The 26,263-nt window shown below is 50.4% G+C and carries 23 protein-coding genes; 13 read left to right on the top strand and 10 right to left on the bottom strand.

The genetic code is table 11. The features are described 5' to 3' along the window. Positions 1-21: 21 nt before the first annotated feature. Positions 22-1,032, bottom strand: coding sequence for an NAD-dependent epimerase (locus PsAD46_RS17860; protein WP_063290833.1), 1,011 nt, complete (start codon positions 1,030-1,032; stop codon positions 22-24). A gap of 17 nt (positions 1,033-1,049) precedes the next feature. Further along, positions 1,050-1,934, bottom strand: a complete 885-nt coding sequence (galU, locus tag PsAD46_RS17855; RefSeq protein WP_057466274.1) for a UTP--glucose-1-phosphate uridylyltransferase GalU — start codon at positions 1,932-1,934, stop codon at positions 1,050-1,052. Positions 1,935-2,195: 261 nt separating this feature from the next. Between galU and cysQ the strand changes: the two genes are divergently transcribed. The 6 genes from cysQ (at position 2,196) to eno (ending at position 9,519) form a co-directional block, all read left to right on the top strand. Next, complete coding sequence (gene cysQ / locus PsAD46_RS17850; RefSeq protein WP_063290832.1) at positions 2,196-3,005, top strand: 3'(2'),5'-bisphosphate nucleotidase CysQ; 810 nt, start codon at positions 2,196-2,198, stop codon at positions 3,003-3,005. 71 nt (positions 3,006-3,076) lie between these two features. Continuing rightward, on the top strand, positions 3,077-3,985 hold the full coding sequence (gene cysD / locus PsAD46_RS17845; RefSeq protein WP_057466276.1) for a sulfate adenylyltransferase subunit CysD: 909 nt from the start codon (positions 3,077-3,079) through the stop codon (positions 3,983-3,985). Beyond that, on the top strand, positions 3,986-5,911 hold the full coding sequence (cysN, locus tag PsAD46_RS17840; protein WP_063290831.1) for a sulfate adenylyltransferase subunit CysN: 1,926 nt from the start codon (positions 3,986-3,988) through the stop codon (positions 5,909-5,911). A gap of 215 nt (positions 5,912-6,126) precedes the next feature. Then, positions 6,127-6,717, top strand: coding sequence for a hypothetical protein (locus PsAD46_RS17835; RefSeq protein ID WP_063307518.1), 591 nt, complete (start codon positions 6,127-6,129; stop codon positions 6,715-6,717). A gap of 488 nt (positions 6,718-7,205) precedes the next feature. Continuing rightward, complete coding sequence (gene kdsA, locus PsAD46_RS17830) at positions 7,206-8,054, top strand: 3-deoxy-8-phosphooctulonate synthase (RefSeq protein WP_063307517.1); 849 nt, start codon at positions 7,206-7,208, stop codon at positions 8,052-8,054. 190 nt (positions 8,055-8,244) lie between these two features. Then, positions 8,245-9,519 (top strand): phosphopyruvate hydratase, encoded by a 1,275-nt coding sequence (gene eno / locus PsAD46_RS17825; protein WP_057466281.1) that lies wholly within the window; start codon positions 8,245-8,247, stop codon positions 9,517-9,519. Positions 9,520-10,000: 481 nt separating this feature from the next. Here the strand turns inward: eno and PsAD46_RS17815 are convergent, their stop codons facing one another. The 4 genes from PsAD46_RS17815 to PsAD46_RS17800 form a co-directional block, all read right to left on the bottom strand. After that, a complete protein-coding gene (locus tag PsAD46_RS17815; protein WP_057466283.1) occupies positions 10,001-10,657 on the bottom strand; it encodes a DsbA family oxidoreductase in 657 nt (218 codons plus the stop codon). Between the two features lie 105 nt (positions 10,658-10,762). Further along, on the bottom strand, positions 10,763-12,004 hold the full coding sequence (locus PsAD46_RS17810; RefSeq protein WP_063290829.1) for a hypothetical protein: 1,242 nt from the start codon (positions 12,002-12,004) through the stop codon (positions 10,763-10,765). Between the two features lie 8 nt (positions 12,005-12,012). Beyond that, positions 12,013-13,686, bottom strand: coding sequence for a class I adenylate-forming enzyme family protein (locus PsAD46_RS17805; protein ID WP_063307516.1), 1,674 nt, complete (start codon positions 13,684-13,686; stop codon positions 12,013-12,015). A 116-nt stretch (positions 13,687-13,802) separates the two neighbouring features. After that, the gene (locus tag PsAD46_RS17800) at positions 13,803-15,665 is read right to left on the bottom strand and encodes an extracellular solute-binding protein (RefSeq protein ID WP_063307515.1); all 1,863 of its coding nucleotides are present in this window, start codon (positions 15,663-15,665) and stop codon (positions 13,803-13,805) included. 300 nt (positions 15,666-15,965) lie between these two features. On the opposite strand from PsAD46_RS17800, the gene PsAD46_RS17795 reads away from it, so the two are divergent. Next, a complete protein-coding gene (locus PsAD46_RS17795; protein ID WP_063307514.1) occupies positions 15,966-16,580 on the top strand; it encodes an invasion associated locus B family protein in 615 nt (204 codons plus the stop codon). Between the two features lie 114 nt (positions 16,581-16,694). Here PsAD46_RS17795 and hspQ read toward each other — a convergent pair whose 3' ends face one another. From hspQ to PsAD46_RS17780, 3 genes are all read right to left on the bottom strand, one after another. Next, complete coding sequence (hspQ, locus tag PsAD46_RS17790; protein WP_057466287.1) at positions 16,695-17,027, bottom strand: heat shock protein HspQ; 333 nt, start codon at positions 17,025-17,027, stop codon at positions 16,695-16,697. Between the two features lie 212 nt (positions 17,028-17,239). After that, the gene (locus tag PsAD46_RS17785) at positions 17,240-18,277 is read right to left on the bottom strand and encodes a CoA ester lyase (RefSeq protein WP_063290826.1); all 1,038 of its coding nucleotides are present in this window, start codon (positions 18,275-18,277) and stop codon (positions 17,240-17,242) included. 203 nt (positions 18,278-18,480) lie between these two features. Further along, positions 18,481-19,374: a lipid A biosynthesis acyltransferase gene (locus tag PsAD46_RS17780; RefSeq protein WP_063288783.1), complete on the bottom strand. Its 894-nt coding sequence runs from the start codon at positions 19,372-19,374 to the stop codon at positions 18,481-18,483. Between the two features lie 201 nt (positions 19,375-19,575). Here PsAD46_RS17780 and PsAD46_RS17775 point away from each other — a divergent pair, with 201 nt between their 5' ends. Then, positions 19,576-20,526, top strand: a complete 951-nt coding sequence (locus tag PsAD46_RS17775) for an AEC family transporter (RefSeq protein ID WP_063290825.1) — start codon at positions 19,576-19,578, stop codon at positions 20,524-20,526. On the opposite strand, the gene PsAD46_RS17770 is transcribed toward PsAD46_RS17775, so the two are convergent. Beyond that, positions 20,523-21,785, bottom strand: coding sequence for a UbiH/UbiF family hydroxylase (locus PsAD46_RS17770; protein ID WP_063307513.1), 1,263 nt, complete (start codon positions 21,783-21,785; stop codon positions 20,523-20,525). The two genes, PsAD46_RS17775 and PsAD46_RS17770, sit on opposite strands and share 4 nt — an antisense overlap. A gap of 271 nt (positions 21,786-22,056) precedes the next feature. Here PsAD46_RS17770 and PsAD46_RS17765 point away from each other — a divergent pair, with 271 nt between their 5' ends. The 5 genes from PsAD46_RS17765 (at position 22,057) to uraH (ending at position 26,259) form a co-directional block, all read left to right on the top strand. After that, positions 22,057-22,962 carry a DUF2182 domain-containing protein gene (locus tag PsAD46_RS17765; RefSeq protein ID WP_063288780.1) on the top strand — a complete coding sequence of 302 codons (906 nt, stop codon included), beginning with the start codon at positions 22,057-22,059 and terminating at the stop codon, positions 22,960-22,962. 38 nt (positions 22,963-23,000) lie between these two features. Beyond that, on the top strand, positions 23,001-23,696 hold the full coding sequence (locus PsAD46_RS17760; RefSeq protein ID WP_063288779.1) for a CDP-alcohol phosphatidyltransferase family protein: 696 nt from the start codon (positions 23,001-23,003) through the stop codon (positions 23,694-23,696). Between the two features lie 159 nt (positions 23,697-23,855). After that, on the top strand, positions 23,856-24,833 hold the full coding sequence (locus PsAD46_RS17755; RefSeq protein ID WP_063288778.1) for a quinone oxidoreductase: 978 nt from the start codon (positions 23,856-23,858) through the stop codon (positions 24,831-24,833). Between the two features lie 26 nt (positions 24,834-24,859). Then, the gene (locus tag PsAD46_RS17750) at positions 24,860-25,789 is read left to right on the top strand and encodes a LysR family transcriptional regulator (RefSeq protein ID WP_063288777.1); all 930 of its coding nucleotides are present in this window, start codon (positions 24,860-24,862) and stop codon (positions 25,787-25,789) included. 116 nt (positions 25,790-25,905) lie between these two features. Then, positions 25,906-26,259, top strand: a complete 354-nt coding sequence (gene uraH, locus PsAD46_RS17745; protein ID WP_063307512.1) for a hydroxyisourate hydrolase — start codon at positions 25,906-25,908, stop codon at positions 26,257-26,259. Positions 26,260-26,263 lie beyond the last annotated feature (4 nt).

Here is a 26,263-nt window from a genome sequence, read left to right as displayed (position 1 = left end):
AAAATGGCACCTTGGGATGTCCTACACATTGTAGTAATCCCGATACCATTTGACGAAGTTTGCAACCCCTGCCTTTACGGAGGTTTGCGGTTTGAAGCCCGTTGTCTCAATCAGATCCGTAACATCAGCGAAGGTGGCTGCAACGTCTCCAGGCTGGAATGGTAAGAACTCTTTCTTTGCGGTCATGCCCAGCGCGTCTTCGATGGCGGCAAGATAGTCCATTAGCTGAACCGGATCGCTGTTGCCGATGTTGAAGACCTGATACGGTGCGCTGGAGGTCGCTGGATCAGCTGCTTTTCCATCCCAATCATCCGTACGTTTGGGCGGAAGGTTTGCAACCCGCACAATACCTTCCACAATATCATCCACGTATGTGAAATCACGGATCATATTGCCGTGGTTGAACAGCGGTACAGGTTTACCCTCCAATATGGCCTTGGTGAATTTGAACAAAGCCATATCCGGACGTCCCCAAGGACCGTAAACGGTGAAGAACCGTAGACCTGTGCAAGGGATGTCAAAGAGGTGGGCGTAGGAATGGGCCATGGCCTCGTTGGCTTTTTTGGTTGCAGCATAAAATGAAACCGGATGATTGCCGCCGCGATGTGTCGACAACGGCATCGTTTCATCGAGCCCGTAGACAGAGCTGGTGGAAGCATAGACCAGATGCTTTACATCATGCGCGCGAGCGCCTTCCAGTATAGATAAAAAGCCAGTGACGTTTGCATCGATGTAAGACTGAGGACTTTCCAGTGAGTAGCGCACGCCTGCCTGAGCAGCAAGGTGAATGACCTTTGTCGGTGCATGTTGCTTGAAGATGCGCATAACAGCTTCGGCATCTTCAAGCCTGATCCGCTCTTCTGTGAAATGGTTAGAGGATGTGAGGCGTTTCAGTCGCTCTTCCTTCAGCGTCACATCATAGTAGTCTGTGACACAATCCAGGCCGATGACATGATAGCCATCTTGTAACAGACGGAGGGCTACAGCGTTGCCGATAAAGCCGGCAGTGCCTGTTACAAGTACTTTTTCCATTTCACGTTTCCCGATACTCAGCTGGTTTTTACAAGAAGCTTGTCTAGCATTGGGCGTAGCTGAGCAGCCAGCTCCGAATCATCCAATGCATAAGCGACATTTGCCGACAAGAACCCTGAGCGAGAACCACAGTCGTATGTTTCTCCACGGAATTCGACGCCGTGGAAGTCCTGCTGGCCCATCAGTGTGAGCATGGCATCGGTGAGCTGGATTTCACCACCAGCACCGGTGCTCTGGTTTTCGAGAAGTCCAAAAATCTCTGGCTGCAGGATATAGCGGCCATTGATGTAAAGGTTTGATGGCGCGGTTCCTTCTGCTGGCTTTTCAACCATGCCGGTGATGGAGAAGGTGTCGTCAGTGCGTGGAGCATCCCGCTCGATAATACCGTATTTGTGTGTTTGATCCCACGGCACTTCCTCAACTGAGATGATATTGCCGCCATGGTTCTCATAGGCCTCTACCATTTGCGACAGGCAACCTTTTGGTGCTTTCATCAGCATGTCTGGCAGCAAAATAGCGAAGGGTTCATTGCCGATGATGTCGCGTGCACACCAGATCGCATGCCCCAGGCCGAGAGGTTCTTGCTGACGGGTAAAACTGGTTGTACCTGCGGAAGGGCGGATCTTTTCAAGAAGTTCCAACGCATGGTCTTTGTTTCTGCGACGCAGAGTTTCTTCCAGCTCGTAAGCAATATCGAAGTGATCTTCGATCACCTGCTTGTTTCTGCCTGTTACAAATACGATGTGCTCAATCCCGGCAGCGCGAGCTTCATCAACCACGTATTGGATGATAGGCCGATCCAGAATGGTCAGCATTTCTTTTGGAACGGCTTTTGTTGCAGGAAGGAAGCGGGTGCCCAGACCTGCAACCGGGAGAACAGCTTTTCGTATCGCACGTGTCATATATTTGAATTCCTTAGGTCAAGGAGATCGAAACAGTCATTTTCTTAGCACTTATCTGCAGCGAATTAGGCTCGTCAATGGTACCAAATGAATTTGTCCTAGGACATAATGCTTCGATTGCCCGAAATTTGAATTACTCATTCTTTAGAGATGTTCATTCGCAGTCAATTATCGCGAAATTGTGAAGCTCTCTTGTTTCTCCAGAACATGCTGTTTTAAAAGTTACTCCAAGATGAACAGAAAGCTATCAAGGGTGTAATTGTGATTGAAGGTTTTAAGCTTGCAGCGCTGGAAGCAGGGCAACGAATTCTGGGGATTTATGAGGAAGGCTTTCAGTCGGTGACCAAAGGAGATGGTTCTCCGGTCACAATTGCAGACCAGCAAGCTGAAGAAATTATCCTCAATCACCTGTCTGTTCTCTGCCCAGATGTACCTGTGATTGCTGAAGAAGCAATGGCAGCAGGAATTATGCCAGAAATCGGTTCCCGCTTTATTCTTGTAGACCCTCTGGATGGGACGCGAGAGTTCATCAGCCGGAATGGCGAGTTCACAGTCAATATTGCATTGATCGAGAACGGAACTCCCACCAAAGGCGTTATCTTTGCCCCTGTGACTGGTGAGCTGTTTTGGGGAGAGGTTGGGCAAGGTGCTTATCGATCAGAAGCCAAAGGACTTGAGCCGGGAAAAGCTACAGAGATGAGTTGCACGTTTTTTTCTAAAGAACTGCGGGTTCTGGCAAGCCGATCGCATCGCAGTGAACGGACCAATGCTCTATTAGAAAGATTGGAGAACTCATCGATTGTTGCTGCGGGTTCATCTTTGAAATTTTGCCGCCTGGCAGAAGGGAAAGCCGATTTTTATCCACGCATGGAGCCAACGATGGAGTGGGATACTGCTGCCGGGCAAGCGATCCTTTGTGCTGCCGGGGGAGCGGTTGTTGTCGAGGGGGGAGCGCCACTTGCATACGGCAAGCTCAAAACGCCTCAAGACAAGCCTTTCGCAAATCCGTGCTTTTTAGCAGTCGCGGACGAAAAAATTATTTCCCATTATGGCTTAAGGTCGGGTTGGTAAGCTTCGGCGCATCAATGCTCAACCGTTAAACTCTGGATCAAGACTTAACGACACGTCCTTTGGAGACCGTGATGGGCATTGATAGCCAGTCGCATTTGCGACGACTAGAAAACGAGAGCATTCATATTATTCGCGAGGTAGCGGCAGAGTTTGACAACCCTGTGATGCTTTACTCCATTGGTAAAGACAGCGCGGTGATGCTGCACCTTGCTCTTAAAGCCTTCTATCCTTCCAAGCCCCCATTTCCTCTACTGCACGTGGATACCACGTGGAAGTTTCAGGAGATGATCACTTTCCGTGATTACACGGTAGATAAGTATGGACTGGATCTGATCGTTCACACGAACGAAGAGGGCGTCAAAAACAACATCAATCCATTTGATCACGGCAGCTCCAATTATACGCACATCATGAAAACGGAAGCGCTGAAAGAAGCGCTTACGCAATACAAGTTTGATGCAGCTTTCGGTGGTGCGCGGCGTGATGAAGAAAAATCGCGCGCAAAAGAACGCGTTTTTTCGTTCCGTTCTGCGAGCCATGGTTGGGATCCTAAGAACCAGCGCCCGGAACTGTGGTCACTTTATAACGGTCGGATCGCCAAGGGTGAATCTATTCGCGCATTCCCGCTCTCCAATTGGACTGAGCTGGATATCTGGCAGTACATTCTGGCTGAAGGCATCGAAATTGTACCTCTCTACTTCTCTGCCAAGCGACCCGTGGTTGAGCGGGATGGCACTTTGTTGATGTTAGATGATGATCGCTTTCGTCTGGAACCAGGTGAGAAAGTTGAGCAACGGGATGTTCGTTTCAGAACTCTTGGATGTTATCCGCTGACTGGAGCTGTGGAATCCACTGCTGACACTCTTGAAGATATTGTGAGTGAGATGCTCATTGCGCGCACATCTGAGCGCAGTGGTCGCCTGATTGATCATGACAGCTCCGGCTCAATGGAAAAGAAGAAGCGTGAGGGGTATTTCTAAATGAACAAGATCGCGCCAGTGGCAGAAGCATTTGATCTGTCCACCTATATCAACTCACAAGAGTCTAAAAGTTTCCTGCGGTTTTTGACTTGCGGCAGTGTCGATGATGGAAAGTCCACGCTTATTGGTCGCTTGCTCTACGACACCAAGCTGATTTTTGAGGATCAGCTGGCAGCGCTTGAGAAAGATAGCCGCAAGCACGGAACTGTTGCAGACGAAATTGATCTTGCACTACTCGTGGATGGCCTTGAGGCTGAGCGGGAGCAGGGGATCACAATTGATGTTGCTTACCGCTTTTTCTCGACTGAAAAACGGAAGTTTATTGTTGCTGATACACCTGGGCATGAACAGTATACGCGGAACATGGCGACCGGGGCGTCAACGGCAGATCTTGCAATTTTGTTGGTTGATGCGCGCAATGGACTGCTAACGCAGACACGTCGCCATGCGTTTATTGCGTCTTTGTTGGGCGTGCGTCATGTGGTTCTGGCGGTCAACAAGATTGACCTTGTTGACTATGACCAAAAGCGGTTTGAAGAAATCAAGGCGGATTTTGAGAGCTTCTCATCTGGGTTTGATTTTGACAGTAGCGAAGTCATTCCGCTTTCAGCGCGTTTTGGTGACAATGTAACCACCAATAGCGAGAAACTCAGTTGGTTTACTGGTCCGACTTTGCTTGAACACCTTGAAAATGTTGAACTTGGTGAAGAGCACAGTGAAGCAGCGTTCCGTTTTCCAGTTCAGTGGGTGAACCGTCCAAATCTGGATTTTCGCGGATATAGCGGCACTGTTCGTGGCGGATCTGTTAATTTGGGTGATGAAGTTGTCGTTGCCCAGTCTGGCAAAACCAGTCGCGTTGAAAAAATTGTCACCATGGATGGTGATCAGCTGCGAGCTGATGATGGACAGTCGGTTACTCTGACCTTGGCCGATGAGATCGATATTTCTCGTGGCGATGTTCTGGCGCCGGCGCACTCACGACCTGATGTAAGTGACCAGTTTGCCGCTCATCTGATCTGGATGTCTGAAAGTGCAATGCTGCCGGGGCGTCCATACCTTTTGAAGTGTGGTACTAAAACCATCGGGGCAAGTGTTACTGAGATCAAACACAAGGTAGATGTGAACACGTTTGATCATCATGCGGCAAAGCAGCTGGCTCTTAATGAGATCGCATTTTGTAATTTGGCGCTTTCTGAAGCAATTGCCTTTGATCCATATGAAGCAAACCGGGATACTGGCAGCTTTATTCTTATCGACAGAATGACGAATGAGACTGTTGCTGCTGGTCTGATCTGGTTTGGACTGCGACGGGCAACTAATGTCCACCGTCAAGCCCTGGATGTGAACAAGAAAGCGCGTGGCGGTCTTAAAGGGCAGAAGCCTGCAGTTCTCTGGTTTACAGGGCTTTCAGGTTCCGGGAAGTCGACCATCGCGAATGCGGTGGAACAGAAGCTCCTGAGCCTAGGACGGCATACATATTTGCTTGATGGTGATAATGTTCGCCACGGTCTGAATAAAGATCTTGGATTTACCGATGCTGATCGCGTTGAAAACATCCGCCGAGTTGCTGAGACATCGAGACTCTTTGTGGACGCAGGGTTGATCACACTGGTTTCCTTTATCTCGCCATTTAAGGCTGAACGTCAGCTTGCTCGTGATTTGCTGGATACGGATGAGTTCTTTGAAATCTTTGTCGATACAACTCTGGAAGAGTGTGAAACACGTGACCCTAAGGGACTTTATGCCAAGGCCCGGAAAGGTGAGATTTCCAACTTTACCGGGATAGATAGCGCTTATGAAGCCCCTGAGGCTCCGGAACTGCATTTGAAAACCGCAGGGCGCACTGTTGAGGCTCTGGCTGATGAGATCGTCGACCGCTTGCTTAAAGATGGCTATATTGGCTCGGACAATACCTGGGTCATCTAAAGCACCAGTAAGTTTTTGGAATTTGAAGCCGGGGACGAGAGTTCCCGGTTTTTCAGTTTCAAGTGAGTGTTTTATCAGGCATGGTTTATGCTAATCTTTCCGAATTGCTCTAAGAATTTTTTACCAAGGTGAGACCTCGTAATTTTTCGCAGGGTCGATATCAGGTAGTTTCTCGCTGCGTTTGTGCTGTCATGGCAAAACAGTTGGAGGAATAAATGCCAAAGGCTCTCAAAAAATATAAGAATGTCAAAGAGTTCTTGAGCGGTGTGTCTGCTTTCCAGAAAGAAATGGAAAAGAAACATAAGCTCCCGGCTAAAGATGTCGCTAAATACGGCAAGTTGACGAATGATAAAGCGGCTGTCGAAAAGGCCTACATGAAACTCGTCGAGGATGAACCGAAGCTAAAGAAAATTTCTGCTGATATTGAAATAGGTCAGAAAGCCCTCAAATCTCTTGCGAAAGCGCAGGACGACTATATCAAGGCACATAATTTGGTGGAGCAAATCACCAAGGGAATGAAAACTTTGGAAGCTGAAGCTGGTGGAGACAAGAAAAAGCTCATTGGCGTTGAAAAGTATCAAAAACTTCGCCAGCATTTAGATACTGCGAACAAAGGTTATGATGCCGCTGAGAAGAAGATTGCTCAGGTGGCCACGCTCCAAAAGCAAGTTGAGCGGTTTCAGGATACCTATGAGAAAGAGCGAGACAAAATAGCAAAGAGTTATGGAGTTACCTTAACAACAGATGCGAAGAGTTTGATTGTTCTTATGGGGAAGACTGCCGAGATGCCTATGGTTATTGGATGACGCTGTTTTAGCCTGGTGGATGGTTCGCGTGGCTGCACAGTTTCTGATGGATCGCTTTTGTGTTGGCGCTGTTATGTTTCATTTAAGCTCAGTGTGGGCGGCAACGTATAGATTGGCCGGTTGCCACTCTTTCCAATTCAATATGAAGCATCAATGTGCTCATCAAAGAATGTGGTTTGAACCACAGGCTTTGGCTAGTGAAAAGGTCGCCATCCAAGTTGAGGCGCAGCACTCATCTACTCACAGATGAGATGCATTCTATGTAGTGCGTGCTGTTGTTAGATATGCATTGGACCAAGTAAGGCGGTGATTGGTGCTCCCCTATGAGCCTTAGGTATAGCATTCACGGACTTGGATGACTGGTTGCAAGACCAGCGTATGCCAAAGGTCTCTCTGGAACGCATCGCATCGTTCCTGCTCTTGTAATTTGGAGCCAAAGCGCCTAATCAACTTTTGGATTATATTCACGCCTTTAAGGAGATCTCTTCGTGTCTCAACCAAATTCAGAAGTTTCAGTTGGAAACGCTGTCTTTTCAAATGATAAGCCGTTTTCTCTTATTGCTGGACCATGCCAGATGGAGAGCCGCGCACATGCCATGGAAATGGCTCAGGCTGTCAAAGAAATTGCAGAAGAACTGAATATAGGTTTGGTTTTCAAAGCGAGCTACGACAAGGCGAACCGGACTAGTCTGTCTGCCAGCCGCGGTATGGGCATGGCCAAAGGTCTGGAGGTTTTTGCGGAAATCAAAGAAACCTACGGCTTGCCGGTGATTACCGATGTGCATGAGCCAAACCATTGTGCACCAGTTAGTGAAGTTTGCGATATTTTGCAGATTCCAGCTTATCTGTGCCGCCAAACTGACCTTCTTGTTGCTGCCGCTAAAACTGGCAGAGCATTGAACGTGAAGAAGGGGCAGTTTCTCGCGCCCTGGGACATGAAAAACGTCATGACCAAAGTGATTGAGAGTGGCAACTCCAATGTGATGCTGTGCGAGCGTGGCGCAACATTCGGCTACAACACACTTGTTTCAGACATGCGCGCTCTGCCGATTATGGCGGACATGGGTGCCCCTGTGGTGTTTGATGCAACTCACTCTGTACAGCAGCCTGGCGGCCTTGGTGGCACATCTGGTGGGCAGCGCGAGTTTGTTGCAACACTGGCACGTGCGGCTGTTGCCGTTGGCATTGCAGGCCTGTTTGTGGAGACGCATGACGATCCTGACAACACCACGTCATCTGATGGTCCGAATATGATCCCTCTAAACCGACTCAAAGACTTGCTGCTGTGGCTGCAAGAGTTTGACCGGATCGCGAAAAACGGAAGTTTTACGCTTTAGATATTTCACGGCACCTAAGGAAAGTGACACAATACTGCGTTTTTACGTAGAGGTGCGACAAAATACATTCGTTTATTCCCAAGGATTTACAGAAGGGTACGGTCTCTTCTCTTCCTTGGGGGCAGTACCTCGGGTAAAAGCTCTTAGAGCCAAAATTCCACACTCTACAAGTACATTGGAGTACTCTTAGATGACTGCTATCATCGACATTATTGGTCGCGAAATCCTTGACAGCCGCGGCAACCCAACTGTTGAAGTTGATGTGCTTTTGGAAGACGGCTCCTTCGGTCGGGCTGCAGTTCCGTCCGGCGCCTCCACTGGCGCATTTGAAGCTGTTGAACGCCGCGATGGCGGTGAGCGTTACCTTGGCAAGGGTGTTGAGGACGCTGTAGAAGCTGTAAACGGTGAGATCTTTGATGCTGTCGGCGGTATGGACGCCGAAGACCAGATCAAAGTTGACCGTGCTATGATCGAACTTGACGGTACCGAAAACAAAGGCCGTCTTGGTGCAAACGCTATTTTGGGCGTTTCTCTTGCTGTTGCGAAAGCTGCTGCTGAAGCGGCTGCGATGCCACTTTACCGCTATGTGGGCGGTTTTGGTGCACGCACGCTGCCAGTTCCGATGATGAACATCATCAACGGTGGTGAGCATGCTGACAATCCAATCGATTTCCAGGAATTCATGATCATGCCAGTGGGCGCAAGCTCTCTGCGTGAATCTGTTCGCATGGGTTGTGAAATCTTCCATACGCTCAAAAAAGGTCTTTCCGCTGCTGGCCACAACACCAATGTGGGTGATGAAGGCGGTTTTGCTCCTGGTATCGGTTCTACTGATGAAGCGATCGGTTTCGTTCTGAATGCTATTGAGAAAGCTGGTTACACCCCTGGTGACGACGTGATGCTTGCATTTGATGCAGCTTCCACCGAGTTCTACAAGGATGGCAAGTATAACCTGAAGGGCGAAGGCAAAATCCTTGGTTCTGATGAAATGGTTCGCTACCTTGAAGATCTGGTGAGCAAGTACCCAGTATTCTCCATCGAAGACGGTATGGCTGAAGAAGATTGGGATGGCTGGAAGTCTTTGACCCAAGCGATCGGCAACAAGTGTCAGCTGGTAGGTGACGATCTGTTCGTGACCAACTCCGAGCGTCTTGCTCGCGGCATCAAAAACGACACTGCAAACTCCATCCTCGTGAAAGTGAACCAGATCGGTTCCCTGACTGAGACCATGGAAGCTGTCGATATGGCGCACCGTGCAAGCTACACTTCTGTCATGTCTCATCGTTCAGGTGAAACCGAAGACAACACCATTGCTGATCTGGCAGTTGCATTCAACTGTGGCCAGATCAAAACTGGTTCTTTGTCCCGTTCTGACCGTATGGCTAAGTACAACCAGCTTATCCGTATCGAAGAAGAACTGGGCCTCCAGGGCGTGTTTGCTGGTCGTTCTATCCTGCGCGGATAAGACCTTCAGCATTTGCTTGAAATTAAGAAAGCCGGTCCATTTGGGCCGGCTTTTTTGCTTTCTACATCCTGATGAAAATGCCGTACAAAAAGGTTCCGACTTTGAATATGAACCACCCTGCAAACAGATAACCCCACATATACGGGACGGCTAGGAATCCCCATGCCGCCATCAGACCGAGATCATACAAAGAGTGCCCAATATCAATCCCATAAATGATGCAGGGGCTTATACCTTTCGATGAAAATGAACAGTCAGTGCTCGAACTAATCACGAAGAGTGCTGCAATACTTGCAAGCCAAATGGCAATGGGAGTTAGTAGCAGCGCGATGAAAGTCCTAAGGCTCATGCATGCAAGGTTATACCTGCAAGCAAAACAGAGCCACTATTGAAATCCAGCAGTTGAATATGTGGCTTTGTTGTTGCGCTTGGAATTTATCTTCAGAAGCTCGTTGAGCGCATAAAGACGCGGCTACTTCTTTTAATCGCCAGTTTTTGTTTCCTCGGCGTGGCGGATTGCTGCTGCGAGTGTTTCGGGATTTTCTGCTCCTGCCACTGCAAAGCGGCCATCTATGATGAAGAAGGGAACGCCTGTTACGCCAATTTCATGAGCACGGACCACATCTGCTTCAACTTCTTTTACGTCCTGATCTGTATTCAGTAGATCAGAAACGAGTTTGCTGTTGAGGCCTGCGCGTTCGGCGGCGTTGGTCAGGACTTGTTTATCGGTCAGGTCAGCGCCTTCTGTGAAGTAAAGCTTGAACAGCTCTTCGACCATCGCGTCCTGCATGCCTTCAGAACGGGCCCAGCGGATCAGCCGGTGGCTGTCGATTGTGTTTGGGGATTTCGTGATTGCCTCAAACTTGAAGTCAATTTCTTCTGCTGCACCGGCATTGCTTACCTGAGCGTAGATCTCTTTTGCCCGTTCAGCTCCACCAAACTTGTCTTCAAGATATTTTTTGCGATCTTTGCCTTCTTTGGGAAGGGTCGCATCAAGTTGGTAGGGGTGCCATTGAACTTTTACGGTGCTGTCTGGTAGCAGCATCAAGGCTTTCTCCAGTCGGCGTTTGCCGATGAAGCACCATGGGCACATGACATCGGAGATAACATCAATGACAATCGGGGCAGTAGTAGACATCAGTATTCTCAGTTATGGGTTTGTCGCGTTAGCTCTACAATCTATCAGGAATATCCGATAGTTTTCCATGAAAACTCTCACAGTTTCGTGAGGAGGTGGAAGAGCTTATCCGTTGCCCAAGCCTGTGGTGCGTACCATGACGAGCACGCGGTTGGAGAGCTGTTCCATGCCTTTTTTGCTGCGTAGAACGGCGACAGGTCCACGGCCTTCAATGTTAGCAACGAAGTCTTCATCACGGCAAACGGCCATTGCTATGGAAAGGACAGTTCCGCTCCAGTACATTTGATGCTGTGCAAATGCTTGAGGATTGCTGCCAGTGAAACGTTCTATGAGTTCAAGAAGATTAAGTTCGTAGATGGACTCACCACGGCGTTTTGTGGATTCTTCCAAGAGTTTCAGGTAGTTGAGATATTTTTGTTCGGAAAGGAAATCATCATTATCCTGACGTGCAAGCCATTGGCTGGAAACAGTCAGGATTGCATCGGTCAAACGCTGGCGTCTGCCCGCGCGCAAGGCGCTGATGATATGACCCGTGAGCGCTTTATCTGAGACCTCACCGAGCAGGACATCAGTTGCACCTGCTGAATAGAGAAGGTGTGCGGACTCCTCGTCAATGCTATGGGCAAGTATGGGCAAGTTGAAATATCGTGGATCAGCTCGCAGGCGCTCAATCTCTTCGCAAGCTTGCCATGCGGGCATGTCGATCAAGACAGCTTCAAATCGGCGCGCTGTCAGATAATCCTCTGTCATATCGGAGGAGAAACCGCTGACGATTTCTACAGGCATATCCAACAGAGCTTGTGTGCGTCCAAAGTGCTTGCCAAACCCGGCAACGAGTAGTCCCGCAGATTTTAGCGGGCCGAATTCGATCTTATACTCTGGCAATGGACCAAATAGGCCACGGCGCAGGCGCGCTTCCTCAGCTCTGTTGGCAAGACGCCTCAAACCGGCAATGCGTGGCAGCAGAACATCTGGTGGTATTGCATCACTCACAGTTGCGCTTGGCTTTAAATCCAGCGGAACAGGCGCACTGCCACTTGTAATAATAAGAAGTGGAACTTCGACACCGGGACCTTTTCGGAATTGCCTAATGGTTTGCGTGAGTTCATCTAGCTCAGGAGGATTATCTTCCTGCCAGGGCAAAAGAATGCATATGGGAAGAACGTTTGCACCCTGTAGCTCGTCAATAAGCTGTGCGCTGGTTCGAACTGCGACCAGACGATCAGATAGCACGGTCAAAGGCTCCAACATATCAAAGACATGATTTTGCACCGGTGCGATCAGCAGGATTTTGCCCCAACTGGAATCGTGCGTTTCAGTCTCTAATGGTTGGCTATGATCGGCCATTCATCCTCTCAGGCAACCGCTTCCACCGGTTTTGGCTGGGAGCGTCTGGTCAATTTCTGTCGGTCTACAGTACCACCTTCTGTCATTGGCAATGCGCGGAGTGACAGAATTCTATGTGGCATCATTGTCAGGCTGACGCGTGATGCGTCGAGGTAGGCGTAAAAGGCTTCCACATCAACGAGAAGGCCTTCTGACGGTACCACCGCGACCATAAGGCGTGCACCCATTAATTCATCTTCTACCAGAAAAGCAGCCGCTTCTTTTACCCCCGAGAATTCACTGTATATTTCGTCGAGACGTTCCAGCTCCAGCAAACCGGGCGCTTTTTGACCGGGCGTTCCAAAGCCATGAATTGCTCCAGTAACGTTATGTACGCCAACAGGGATCTGAGTAATCAGCCCATGTTCATTTTGCTCGTTGCTGAAGAATGTCAGATGAGATTCGTTGGTCGGCCAATCTGCATCCGGGACCATCGCACCCTTGAGTTTGAGGTGGTATCCGGGCGCTGTTGTCGAAACTCCCTGTGAATATTCCTCATTTATTTCAACGGGATCAATATTAATAAGGCACGGGCCGTGGGTGGATGTGCTTGGGGCAAACTGATTGCCCGGAATGAGCGGGACAGGCTCCTCAGAGGTTCCTCGCAAATGTGCCACCAGTGCATATTCATCCAACACATGGAGGTCTGTTACGATGCCTTTGGCTTTGTATTTGGCAGGTGTTGGAGAGGTGATTGCCCATGTGGCAACGGTGTTTGTTTTCCAGCCTTCCAAGGCCCCATCGATGTGAGACGCAAGCGGTCCAGGGGTTAAAATATAATTTGCCTCAATGGAGCGTGCGTGATCCGTTAATGTGGATAAAGCATGTGGATGGTGGAGATGCAGCGTCCCTTCGCTCAGTAGCCACGGGACCAAACCGGCGCCAATTCCGGTAATTCCGCACAAAATATACGGCAGCAAAATCCGCGCACCCGGCTCTAGTCTTGTCTCAAGAAACGGCATGAGGCCTGTGGAGACCCAGTGGTTATGGCTGCGCGGGATTGGGCTGATTTCGGACCCAGAGTGAACCCAGGTGAGTGTGGCGACGTGATTGGCAGGTGCGCCGCCCCGTTCTACCACCGGCTCCGGGAAGGAATCCCCACTCTCAGCCAGCATGGGTGCCATATCGATGAGGCCGTCGGGAATGTCGCTGCCGAGGCCAAAAACGAAACGCAGAGAGAAAAAGTCAGCGGCAGCGTCGCGCGCTTCTTCGCCGAGCATGCGGGTTTCAACGCGATCTGCTGTGATCAGTGCTTTGGCATCTACTGTGCTGAGTGCGCGTAAAATCTCAGAGTGGCGCCAGTGCAGCGGGAAGGGGGAAACAATCAGGCCAGCTCGCAGTGCTCCAAGAATGCAAAGAACATTATCGACTGTATTGGGAGATTGGAGGCCCAAAATGTGGTCGGGTTCCATCCCTACAGCTGCGAAGAAGCCAGCAATTCTGCTGATTTCCTGCTCTGCTTCGGCATAGGTCAGGTGGCGTGGCTTGCCGCCTGTCCATGTTTCTCTGTCGGGTGCATCGACCAATGCCAAGCGGTTTGGATGTTTTTGCGCAGCACGCCGGAACAGCATATCAAGAGTGATATTGCCCCAAACTCCAGTTGTGCTGTGGTTTGCAATGGCATCGGTATTTGACAGTATCATTTAAGGTAAGTCCGCTAAGCGACTGAGAAATTAGAGATTCGACAAGTTGGTTAATAGACACTTTTGTTGAGTAGGCTGCCTTCATCAAGAACGCAGCCTAATTTTTATGTGTTTATCTACTCTTTAGGTGCATCCCACCAGTTGTCGAACTGCATGCCGTAAAGCGGTGATTGGGCTGGATGCTCAACGGTTGTCCATCGTGCAACCCACTCAGCAGGGGCGTGATAGAGTGGAATTGCGTAAAAGCCCGAGATCAGAACACGGTCAAATGCGCGGACTGCGGCTACAAACTCCTCACGGGTACGGGCCGCGACCATGGCATCGATCAATGCATCGATTACAGGTTCTTTTGCGCCAACGATGTTTCTGGAGCTCTTGGTGTCTGCTGCCTGAGATGACCAGCGCGCATATTGCTCACCACCGGGAGAAAGGGAAGCAAACCAAGTGTTGAAGAGGGCATCAAACCCAAAAGATGCGCGGCGTTCTTCGAACTGGGCGGCGTCGACGGTTCGCACTGAGATTTCGATGCCCAGAAGTTTGGCTGTGCGCTGCAATGCAAGCGCGACTTTCTCTTCGTCCTGAACGCGTACAAGAATTTCAAAGCTGAGCTGCTCGCGGGATTTTGTGTTGATCAGTTTGCCTTGATCAAGTTTGTACCCTGCCTGTTTGAAAAGGCTCAGTGCGTCGCGTAATACCTTGCGGTCACGCCCTGACCCATCAGCCTCGGATGGGCGCCATGTTCCTGCCAGAACCTCGTCTGTGACCACATTCGGGTATGGTTCAAGAAGTTTCTTTTCCAACTCGTTCGCCGGGCGCCCAATGGAGGACAGTTCAGAGTTGTCCCAATATCCGTCTGTACGTTTGTACAGTCCGTTGAAGAGGGTTCTGTTGATCCATTGGAAGTCTAACAGCATGCCAAGAGCTTGGCGGACGCGTTTGTCAGAGAACTTGGGGTGACGGGTGTTGAACGCAATGCCGGTCATGCTCGGTGGCGTGCCACGTTCAAATACGTCTTTGACAACCTTGCCTTCTTCAAATGCAGGAAAGTCACCCGCATTCTCCCAAAGGCTTGGATTGCCATAGATGAGCGCTTCCGTGTCACCTTTGCGGAACGCTTCCTGCAAGGCGTTATAATCTCTGAAGTAATCAACGGTCACTTCATTGAAGTTATCGAAGCCGATTTTCTGTGGCAGATCTTTTGCCCAATAATCGTCGCGGCGTGTGTAGGTGGTGCGTCTACCGGGGTCGATTTCAGAGAAAATGTAAGGGCCGGTTCCGATTGGCGGTGTCAGCGTGGTGTTGCCGAACGTTTCAGGATCAGTTGTGCGGCTGTTGAAAATAGGGGCCAGAGCAATGAGCAGTGGAAGCTCACGGTCGCTGCCATCTTTAAAATGCAGCTTTACGGAATGTGCCCCCGTTTTTTCGAACTTGACGACTTTGCCATACCAGCGTGCATAAGGCGGGCGGCCATGATCGCGGATGGTTTCAAGAGAAAAGATAATATCGTCAACGGTTAACGGGTCACCGTTGGAAAATTTTGCTGCAGGATTCAGACGAAATTCGATCCAGTTCCGCTCTTCTGGCATCCGCACAGCTTCAGCAAGGTGTGCATACAATGTGAATGCTTCGTCATTGGTGCGAAGAAGGAGGCTCTCCAGGATGAAAGAGCCCATCTGACGCTCTTTCATGCCGCGTGCGGATGTCCATGCTCCTTTGAGAGCAAAGGAATTGAGACTATCAAATGTACCTTGAACGCCGAGAGAAAGGCGACCGCCTTTAGGAGCTTCCGGGTTTGCATAGGGCAGGTGAGTATAATCTGCTGGTAACGCAGGTTTCCCATGCATTGCAATAGCATGGCTCCAAGGAACAGTATCCTGAGCCAGTGCAGTTGAACAAGCTAATGTTGCCATACCGGAAATGACAACAAGCCCTTTCGTAAAATTGTTTATTCCATTCACATAGGATCGGAATTTGGTCATTCGAATTTCTCCTAGGGCGTCCGCAGAAACTAGCAATAATACGATTCTGAGGAAATTTCAGCCTACGAGGCTTTGGAAAAGGACAGTAACCACCCCAATCTATAGGTGGAAAAATGGTTCCGAGGCGTTTAAAGAGTACATAAGTAGCATTTAACAGAAGCGTTGCCTTTTTTTCAGCTCTGTTCTGAGTATGCTTGGCGCCGAACAAGCAGTCAAAACACTGTTGAACTTAAAAAATGGTTGCTGCGTAATTGCCGGAGGCATCGTTTTGCACCGGATCAAACTTTGAGGAAATTTGGGATGGCCGTTAATTTTAAGGGCGTTCTGACTGGTGGGATTATTGCAGCAATGGCCGCTGTTGGCTTTGCAGGCACCAGTGTTGCACAGAATGCACAGGCAGACGATGCTTGGGTGAAAGTTTGTAACACTGATCCTAAATCCAAGAAAGAATTTTGCCTTATCACACAAGAACTGCGCACGGACACAGGCCAGTTCCTAGCTCAAGCTGTTGTGCGTGAAGTGACCGGCGAAAGCCGCAAGTTGCTGCACCTTGCTGTTCCTCCAGGAATGCTGATTCAGCCTGGTCTTCGTGTACAGGTTGATGGTGGCAAACAGTCTGAAGCTAAATATACAATTTGTTTTCCAAACGCTTGTATTGCCGAGATGGTTATTGATAACACCTTCATCGGTGGCCTGAAAAAAGGTGGCAAGCTGATCATTACTACGTTGAACCAGCAGGGTAAGGCACGTCCATTCGACCTTACTTTGAAAGGGTTCACCCGTATTTATGATGGTGAAGCTATTAAGCCTGAAGAACTCCAGGCAAAGCAGGAGCGCCTGCAGTCTGAACTTCAGAAGCGTGCTGAAGCCGCTCGTCAGAAGCTGATTGAGCAGCAGCGTCAAGCAAACCAGTAATTTGGTTTTCGCGTTAAGAATTAAAAACCCCGAAGGAATTTTCCTTCGGGGTTTTTATTGATTTGATGACTTTGAAAAGATGCGGTTTCCATGAAGATAATTCAGGAACCTGTTTTAATGAATTTCCACATCCTTGACGATGTAGTCTCCATCGGTGGTCTCATCAAAAAACTCATCGACCTGCGGGTGTCTCACAGGTTCGCCACTGTCGTCTTTTTCCAGATTCTGCTCCGAGACATAAGCAATGTATTCACTCTCAGCGTTTTCAGCGAGAAGGTGATAAAAAGGCTGGTCCTTGCTTGGGCGTGCTTCTTCGGGAATTGACTCCCACCACTCTTCTGTATTGTCAAATGTGGGATCAACGTCGAAGACTATGCCACGGAACGGGTACAGGCGGTGACGTACGACCTGTCCAATTCTGAATTTCGCGGTTCTAATTGTCTCCATAATCCACCAAGCTTTCGAAGATACTGTATCTTGTCAGGGCGCCTTAAAGGTCATGCCATGCGCTTATTGTCAAGCTATATAGCGCAGCAAAGAGGCGAGAGGCAGCACAAACCGATCAAAATGTGACGTTTGGGGATGAATAGCTCCTCACATTTCATTGATATGCACATCCGCATGGTTGAAGAGTGGCGCCGACCACTCTTCAGGATTGATTATTGGAAAGATTCTGCCAAATCCGGGTCTTTTGAGATGACCAGATCAGCTAGGTCACAGATCACCTTTGCCTGTTTCCACGTCGCGTCATCCTGCATTTTCCCGTCCAGCATCACCGCGCCGGTTCCATCCGGCATTGCTTCCAGAATCCTGCGAGCAAATTTCACTTCATCTGGCTCTGGTGAGAAGACTGATTTTGCAATGCCAATCTGGCTTGGGTGCAATGTCCAGGTTCCAAGACAGCCCATGAGGAATGAGTTGCGGAACTGGGCTTCACATGCGGCTGGGTCGCTGAAATCTCCGAAAGGTCCGTAGAAGGGTTTAATGCCTGCAGCAAGGCATGCATCTACCATTTTGGCTACAGTGTAGTGCCATAAGTCTTGCTGGTAGCGTGTGCGTGGCGCGTTGCCGTCGGCATCTGCAAGTACCTGATAGTCAGGATGACCGCCGCCAACGCGAGTTGTCTTCATGCCGCGGGAGGCCGCGAGATCTGCTGGGCCGAGGCTCATGCCATGCATGCGCGGGCTGGCTGTGGCGATGGCTTCTACGTTGTTGACGCCTTCAGCCGTTTCCAAAATGGCGTGGATCTGGATCGGTTTTGTCACACCTGCCTTGGCTTCGAGCTGAGCGAGCAGCTGATCCAGATAGTGAATGTCCCATGGGCCATTCACTTTTGGCAGCATAATCACATCAAGCTTGTCACCGCAGCGGGTCACGATTTCGGTAATATCATCCAGAACCCATGGGCTTTCCAGCGAGTTGATGCGCGTCCAGAGCTTTGTGGTGCCAAAGTCACTGTCGTTGGCCATCTGGATGAAGCCTTCGCGGGCATTGAGCTTTTCGTCGGCTGGGATCGCATCCTCCAGATTGCCGAGAATTACATCTACTTGTGAGATTATCTGCGGGATCTTTGCACGCATCTTTTCGATATGCGGGGGTACGAAGTGGATCATGCGCTCCAGTGCGACAGGCGGCTCAGCAAACGGTGTTGGGGCACCAATGGCCAGAGGCTTATAATAGGAACGATAGGTTTTCATCTGGCTAGCTCCCTCCCGAGCCGAAATTGAAATTCAAAGGGGAGTATACAGAATATTGTGCGGTGCAAAATCAGCTCTTTGGGCTAAGTCCTGAAGCGGTCAGCCTTTCGTTAGAACTGATTGTAGGGCTTTAGCTTTTGCCGGAGCGTGTCTTAAATCTAAACCAGCTCCGGCATTTGTGAGATACACCGTGGGGGAGCTGGCTAAATCCACTTCTTCATGATCCACATCCATTGGGATGGTTCTTCGCGGATCCATTCTTCGAACTGATCGTGTACTGCCTGCGTTGTGGTGATTGCATCTTGTACACGGTCTTTGGTGCGAGCAACTGGGATTTCTTTGGCAATGATGTCGAAGCGGGAGCCTTTTTTGCGGCGAGCAACCACAGCGATGAGGCGCTTGTTCATGGTGCGGGCGAGGGCGGCTGGAATGTGCGTTGCTGCTGACGGTTGTTTGAAGAACTCAATTTTGACACCGCGATGGTCGCGTACGTCTGCGACGAAGGCAACGGAGCCCTTTTTACGTAGGATTGAAATGATCTTTGTGCCGGTGTCGTGGCCTTTGCAAAACAGGCCAAGCTTATAAAGAAAATTGCGTTTTTCGACCAAATACCCTTCAGAATAAGGGTTCTTCAGTTTTTGATAGACACCAGCGAGCGGGAGACCAAGTTCCTCGGCTTTGTCGGAGACAACCTCCCAGTTGCCGGAGTGCATGGTTACAAGAACGGCGCCTTCACCAACAGAGGGTTCAAAGACCTCTGGATTTACGTAGGTGACGCGGCTCGGATCCTTGTGGATTTTGGAAAGTAAAACGGTTTCAGCAGAGACCCGACCAAGGTTTTCCCACATATCCCGGATAATTTTATCCGCTTCATTGAGCGTCATTTCCGGATAGGCGGCCATGATGTGCGCTTTGGCACGGGCATGCCTATGGGTCATGGGGGCGATCAGACGCCACATGTTTCCCATGAAAGCGGAGGACCAATCCAGCGGCATAGAGCGCAGAATTCCGCCGATAAATCTTAGAGCCAGCCATTCAGCTCGAAAGCTGAGCTTCTCGCGACGTGTCAGTGGGCGACGGGATTTTTTAGCTTTCATATTGGCCTTTGGGCGGATGGAGCTTTCCAGTTCCGTTTACTCGCATACTATAGTGTCGTAGTTGCCGGTATGCCAACCTCTGTAGAATGGCTATATACGCTCAACTCGGACATGGTGATTAGCCAATCAGCATTTCAAAAGCAACTCATTCTCCAGTTGGATGCGGAGAACACTAAAAAATTGCATGGGGAAATGGTTTAGATGCTCAATGTTGTTAATTTGGCAATGCCATTTTTCTTGCTCATCTTCCTAGGGTTTGTTTCTGGTCGCGGTGCGAAACTCTCACGAGAGGGTTTGTCATGGATGAACTTTTTCGTGATCTATCTGGCTCTGCCTGCGCTGTTCTTTCAGTTGCTCTCTGAAACGCCGCTGGAAGAACTTGCCACTTTTGACTTTGTCGCAGCGACCACATTTTCCACCTTCGCCATGTTTGTGCTGGCTTATGCTTTTGCGCGCTTCATATTGCGCGGCAGTATTGGTGAGGCGACTGTGCAGGCACTGGTCGGTTCCTATTCCAACATTGGTTACATGGGACCGGGCGTTACGCTTGCTGTTCTTGGGGCAGGGGCGGCGGTGCCGACGGCTTTGATCCTGTGTTTTGATACAATCTTGTTGTTCATTCTCGTTCCCATGATGATGTCGATTGGTGGGGCACGGAACATTAAGTTTGGGCCTTTGGCCTTTGAGATTTTCAAGAAGATCATCACTCACCCGTTTATTCTTGCAGTGTTTGCGGGCATTCTGGCTGCTGCAATAGAGTTCAAGCCACCTGTTGCACTCGACCAGACCATCTCGTTTTTGCGACAAGCTGCGGCACCTTGTGCATTGTTTGCGATGGGGGTGACGATTGCCTTGCAGCCAAGCCGGAGAACGGCGAAGGAACTGCCAGTCCTGTTGCTTATCAAGCTGGTGGTGCACCCAATCCTTGTATTTGTGCTGCTGGAGTGGATTGGTGGCTTTGACAGTCTGTGGGTCTCAACAGCTGTTCTCATGGCGGCATTGCCGCCGGCTGCGAATGTTTATGTGCTAGCTCAGCACTACTCGAGCTATGTTGAGCGCGCGTCTACAGCTGTGCTTTATGGAACGTTGGCATCTGTTATTACGTTGCCAACGCTCATTTATCTCATTCAATCTGGAATACTGGTGCCTTAATCGTTTTGTGCGCGCATCAATGTTGGCAGGCTCCAGGATGGAGCGATGCCTTCACGCATCAGCAGACGACGTACAAGTGGGATTCTGGAGGCTGTGTAGAGCCCCAGAGAACGCAACATCTGAACAGGCAAGGCATCAGTTAGCAAAGATCTGTTAAGCAGGTCTACGGCGGTTGTGCGGCTGATCACGTCTGCTTTGCGGCTGCGATCATACTTCTGCAGCAGCTCAACCGAACCCATATCTGCCTTGGTGTGCTTTGCGTTGGCCAGCAGTTCTGTCGCAACGGCTACATCGCGCAGAGACAGGTTGAGACCCTGGGCTCCGATTGGCGGGAAGGCGTGGGCTGCTTCGCCCATAAGCAGTGAGCGATTGCCACTCATGTGAACGGCTGTCAGGCCGGAGAGTGGATAGACCTGCCTGGGGCTTGCCAGTTTAAGCGAGCCCAGAACGAACTTGCTGAGTTTTTCCAGTTCGGCTTCGAGAGCTTCGTCCTTGTAGTTGTTCAGCTCTTCGGCGCGTTCTGGCGTTTCCACATAAACAAGGGAAGAGGTCTTACCTGGCAGCGGGACCATGGTGAATGGACCGGTGTTGCGGTGGAACTCGGTAGAGATGTTGTAATGCGGCAGGTCGTGTTTGAGGTTAAGAACGAGTGCCGCTTGCGGATACTTCCAGTTCTTTGTCTCAATGCCAGCGGAGCGGCGAACCACAGAATTTCGACCATCTGCGCCGATAACGACATGACAGCTGATGTCTGGCGTATTGCTCAGTTCAATGGTGGCTTTATGATCATTGCTGCTGACGTTTTTGATCGTGTCTTCGACAAGTTCAATGAGCTCGTTGTTGTTCACAAGATCAAACAAAACCCGGTTCAGATCCTTGTTGAGGATGTTGTAGCCGAAGGCAGGCAGGTCCAGTTCTGAGGCAGAGAATGTGGTTTCAGGTGCACGTAAAAGACGATCAGTGCCGTCGATCAGACGCATCTTTTCCAGTGGCGTAAACGCTGAACGCAAGTCTTTCCAAATGCCAATGTTATCCAGAAACTGGCGGGAGGCATCCATCAGGGCGGTGGTGCGGGCGTCGTTAAGGTTGACTGACGGGCCGATCAGCACAGTTTCCAGCCCATTGCTGGCAAGGGCAAGGGCGGCGATCATGCCAGCCGGGCCTGTGCCGATTACAGCGCAATCGTAGCTCTTTTCCTGCGACGGCGTGAGGTTGTTGTTTTTGCCTTTGGTGCTGTCTGCTGCAAGATTGGCTGCCATTTTTTCGTTCCGCATTTTGTTTGCGTTCTATTACCCAAGTATCTAGGGGATAAAACCTATCGGTTTCAAGGTGCCGCACGCGGATAGTCCCCTAGTGAAAGCGGAGAGGTCTCGTTGCGCCAGCTTCATCATGTCGCAGGTTCCAGTTTAGATTTGAACTAAATCAATGTCGCATTGGGACTATTACTGGTCTATTAGAGAAGCTGCATAAATTGCGCCGGTTCCGGAACCGCAGAGTTTCGGCCCGTCCTGATTGATTTTGAGGTTGGTTATGTCAGTTACCAGTCCGAAGACGGATTTACAGTTGTCCTATCGGCTCCCGTACATTGTGCTGGCTGGTGCTGTGGTTTTGGGCTGGGTTTATCTGGCGGCCATGGTTATCGACATGATCTCTCGCATGGATATGGGCGAGATGGGCCCGGGCATGGAGTTGTTCAATCAGTTCAACATGTTCAAAGGCCTGCCGGAACATGTGCGTGTTCAGCTTGCCTCGCTGTGTTTGCCATTGGCTCAGGAAGCGTTTGGGATGCCAGCGCTGGTGAATATGGGCCTTTACGACTATTTTCTGCTGTTTGTGATGTGGTTCATGATGGTGCTCGCCATGATGTTGCCGACTGCTATGCCGATGCTACAGACCTATCATGAAGCGCGTGGTGGCAAGGCTATTTATGTGGTGGCTGGCGGGTATCTGGCTATCTGGGTTGCGTTTTCCGTTGTCGCGACCGTTGCTCAGGGCGTGCTGCATGAGCTGGGTGTGATGAGCCCGATGATGATGCCAGTGTTTTCTACACTGACGATTACAACTGTTATTGCAGCCGCGATCTATCAGTTTACGCCTGCCAAGCAGGCTTGTCTTGACCGGTGCCGGACGCCCAATGTTGCATTGGCCCTGCATTCCGGTGAGCAAAAGCAAAGTGCCTTCCAGTTTGGAATCGAGCAAGGTTTGTACTGTCTGGGGTGCTGTTGGGCACTCATGGTGCTTATGTTTGCAGTGGGAATCATGAATATTATTTGGATCGCGCTGCTTGGTCTCATAATGACACTTGAAAAAAAGAGCAAAACACCGTTTACAAGCTATGGAATAGGTATCGCACTTCTGCTATGGGGCGGTGCAAACATCTATTTCGCTCGGGCGGACTTACCTCTTATTGAAGTTTTGGGCGATAGATTGTTCTAAGTGGTACCTTCACTTAAAGAATAACAAAGGACCCAAAGTTGACCGGTCAGACCAACTCCCGGCTGTTCCTCATTCACATCCTCACCGCATTGGGGGCCCCCATTGCGTTGCTTGCGCTTGTCGCTGGAGCGAACGGCAATCTGCCTATGATGTTTTTCTGGCTCTGGGTGGCACTTGTTGTCGACGGGCTGGATGGTCCTTTAGCACGTAAATATGACATTCAGAATCGTTTGCCGCGCTGGAGCGGCGTTATTCTGGATTTAGTGATTGATTACGCGACCTACGTTTTCCTGCCTGCTTTCGCGCTATACCAAAGCGGCCTTCTCTCAGAGTTCTGGGGGCTTCTGTCTGGTGCTGTCATTGTGTTTACCGGCGCGATCTACTTCGCTGACGGCAACATGAAGACAGAAAGCGGTGGCTTTCTTGGCTTCCCTGGTGTCTGGAATATGGTGATTGTTGTGCTGGTTGCACTGCAGTCTCCGCCATGGATCATCATCGGCATGGTGGTGCTATGTTCTGTGCTGACGTTTGCTCCTGTCGAGTTCGTCCACCCGGTGCGCACCGTCAAGTGGCGTCCGCTGACCCTGGGCATTCTCATTGTGTGGAGTGCTGCACTTGCGGTTGCCCTTTATCAGGATTTTATTATCGATAGCTGGTTGTTTGCGCTGATCACGGCAACGAGCCTTTATCTGTTTTGTGTTGGGGCTGTTCACCAGTTGTTTCGCAAGATGTGATTCTCGATAAGTGAGTTTTTAGAAGCCCGGCCAATTGGTCGGGCTTTTTGCTTTGATGCTTGCATTTCTCAGGGTGGAGCATGGTTTTCCCAAAGGTGCTTGCAAGTTAGCGGCATTCTGTCCAAACTCCGCCTCCAGCTTTTGTAAGGGAAAATCCATATGGTCTTTGCTGTTCGCGTTGAAAAAACTGGTGATCCGTCCGTTCTGACACACGTGGATGTGGACCTGCCTGATCCGGGGCATGGAGAAGTTCGGATCAGGCACACTGCGATCGGGCTCAACTTTATTGATACCTATTTTCGCTCTGGCCTTTATCCGGCACCAAATGGTGTCCCGTTTATTCCTGGCAATGAGGGGGCAGGGATTGTTGTTGCGCTTGGGCAAGGCGTGACCGGGCTCGCTCTTGGGGACCGTGTGGCATATGCAGGACCGCTGGGGGCTTACAGTGAAGAGCGTAATATTCCCGCCAGCGTGCTTGTGAAGATCCCCGAAGGTGTGAGTGATGAGCAAGCGGCGGCTTTAATGTTGAAAGGCATGACTGCACGCTATCTGCTGCGCGAGACCTACAACGTGGGAGCGGATACGACTTTGCTTTACCACGCAGCGGCTGGCGGTGTCGGGCTTATTATTGGTCAATGGGCGTCGGCCCTTGGTGCAAGGGTGATCGGGACGGTCAGCTCGGAAGAAAAAGCGCGGCTGGCTCAGGCCAATGGCTATGAGTATGTGATCAATTACAAGAGTGAGGACTGGGTAGCGCGGGTGCGTCAGATCACTGATGGGCGTGGCTGTGATGTGGTTTATGACAGTGTGGGCAAGGATACTTATCCTGCATCGCTGGATTGCCTTCGTCCACGTGGGCTTTGGTGTTCTTTTGGACAATCGTCCGGGCCGCTCCCTGAGTTCAACATGGCCATCCTGTCTCAGAAAGGCTCACTCTTTGCGACGCGTCCGACACTGTTCAATTACATTGCTGAGCGTTGGGAGCTGGAAGAGACAGCTGGGGACCTGTTTGCCGCTGTGGCTGACGGGACAATTAATATTCAGATCAACCAGCGTTACAGCCTGAAGGACATTGCGCAGGCGCACTGCGATCTGGAGGGGCGTAAAACCACCGGTGCAACAGTGATTATCCCCTAAATACGTTTGAGGGATTGGGAGGATTGATGGATCGGTCGCGGTATCTTTACGGCCCAGCGCTTCGTTATTTCGCAGCGGCTGCGGAAGAGAATTCCATTCGGGCGGCGGCGCGCAAGCTTAATGTGGCGTCTTCTGCGGTGAACCGGCAAATTCTCACACTGGAAAAGCAGTTGGGAATGGAGCTGTTTGAGCGAGTTGGCCGCACGATCCGTCTGTCTTCTGCAGGGGAAATTCTGCTGGCACATATTCGGCGGACGCTATCCGATCTGGAAGCGACCGGTGCGGAGCTGGATGCGCTAAAAGGTCTTCGTCGTGGTGTGGTTTCGATTGCAACGGTTGAGAGTGTGACCGAAGCGCTGTTGCCTGAGGTGATTGCGCAGTTCCACAAGGATTACAGCGGCATTCATGTGGATGTACAGGTGATGGGGGCTGAGCGCGTTGCACAGGCCGTTGAGAAGGCTGAGGTGGATGTAGGGTTCACATTTGAGCCACCGGATACCGATGCGCTTAACATCACCTACAAGAAGGCATTGGAGATTGGCGCAATCATGGCTCCGACGCATCCGCTTGCCGACGAAGAAAAGTTGAGCCTTGCACAGTGTTTTGAGTATCCGGTTGCCATGCCAGCGCGCGGGATCTCTATTCGTGCCCGGCTGGATGTGGCGCTCTCTCACAGTTCTATTGGTGGGCACAGCAGTGTGGAGGCCAATTCTCTGCGCTTTATGAAACATCTGGTGCGCTCTGGTGAAATGGTGGCGTTTCAGACGGTCATTGGTTTGGAAGAAGAATTGGCGAACAAGCGGCTGCTCTTTAAACCGCTTGTTGATGAACAGCTGACACGCGGCCATTTTTGCGTCATCACCTCGTCGTTGCGTGGGCTTGCGCTGGCGCCAGCGATTTTTCTTGAGCAAGCAGAGGCAAGATTGGAGAAGATTTTGCCTAAAGTTGATGCCTAAATGGCATCATGTATGACACTTTTTTGTTCTTTTGTTATCACAAATAGTCGTGCACTCTGTAGTTTCACTTAGATTCTGGCATCTATTGCAGTTGCCATTTGAAAGACGAGGCAACTATGGGGCGATTGACCACCCACGTTTTGGACAGTGCTCAAGGGAAACCTGCAGCAGGGCTGCGGGTTGAGCTGGTTCGTATCGATGGGGACAGCTTCTCCAAAATCGGTGTATTTTCGACCAATAATGACGGGCGTGTGGATGGGCCACTGCTGGAAGGTGAGAGCCTGACTGCAGGCACCTATGAACTGCAGTTCCATGCTGGTGACTATTTGCGGGCTGAGGGGATTTCTCTTCCAAAACCTGCGTTTCTTGACGTGGTGCCGATCCGCTTTGGTATTGCGGATGTGAGCAGCCACTATCATGTGCCGCTGCTGCTTTCTCCCTTTGGTTACACCACCTACAGGGGGAGCTGAGTTG

The sequence above is a fragment of the Pseudovibrio sp. Ad46 genome (assembly GCF_001623065.1).
In the GTDB taxonomy this organism is placed as follows: Bacteria; Pseudomonadota; Alphaproteobacteria; order Rhizobiales; family Stappiaceae; genus Pseudovibrio.
The sequence above is the reverse complement of the archived record's forward strand: the minus strand, read 5'-3'. Positions and strand labels throughout refer to the sequence as shown.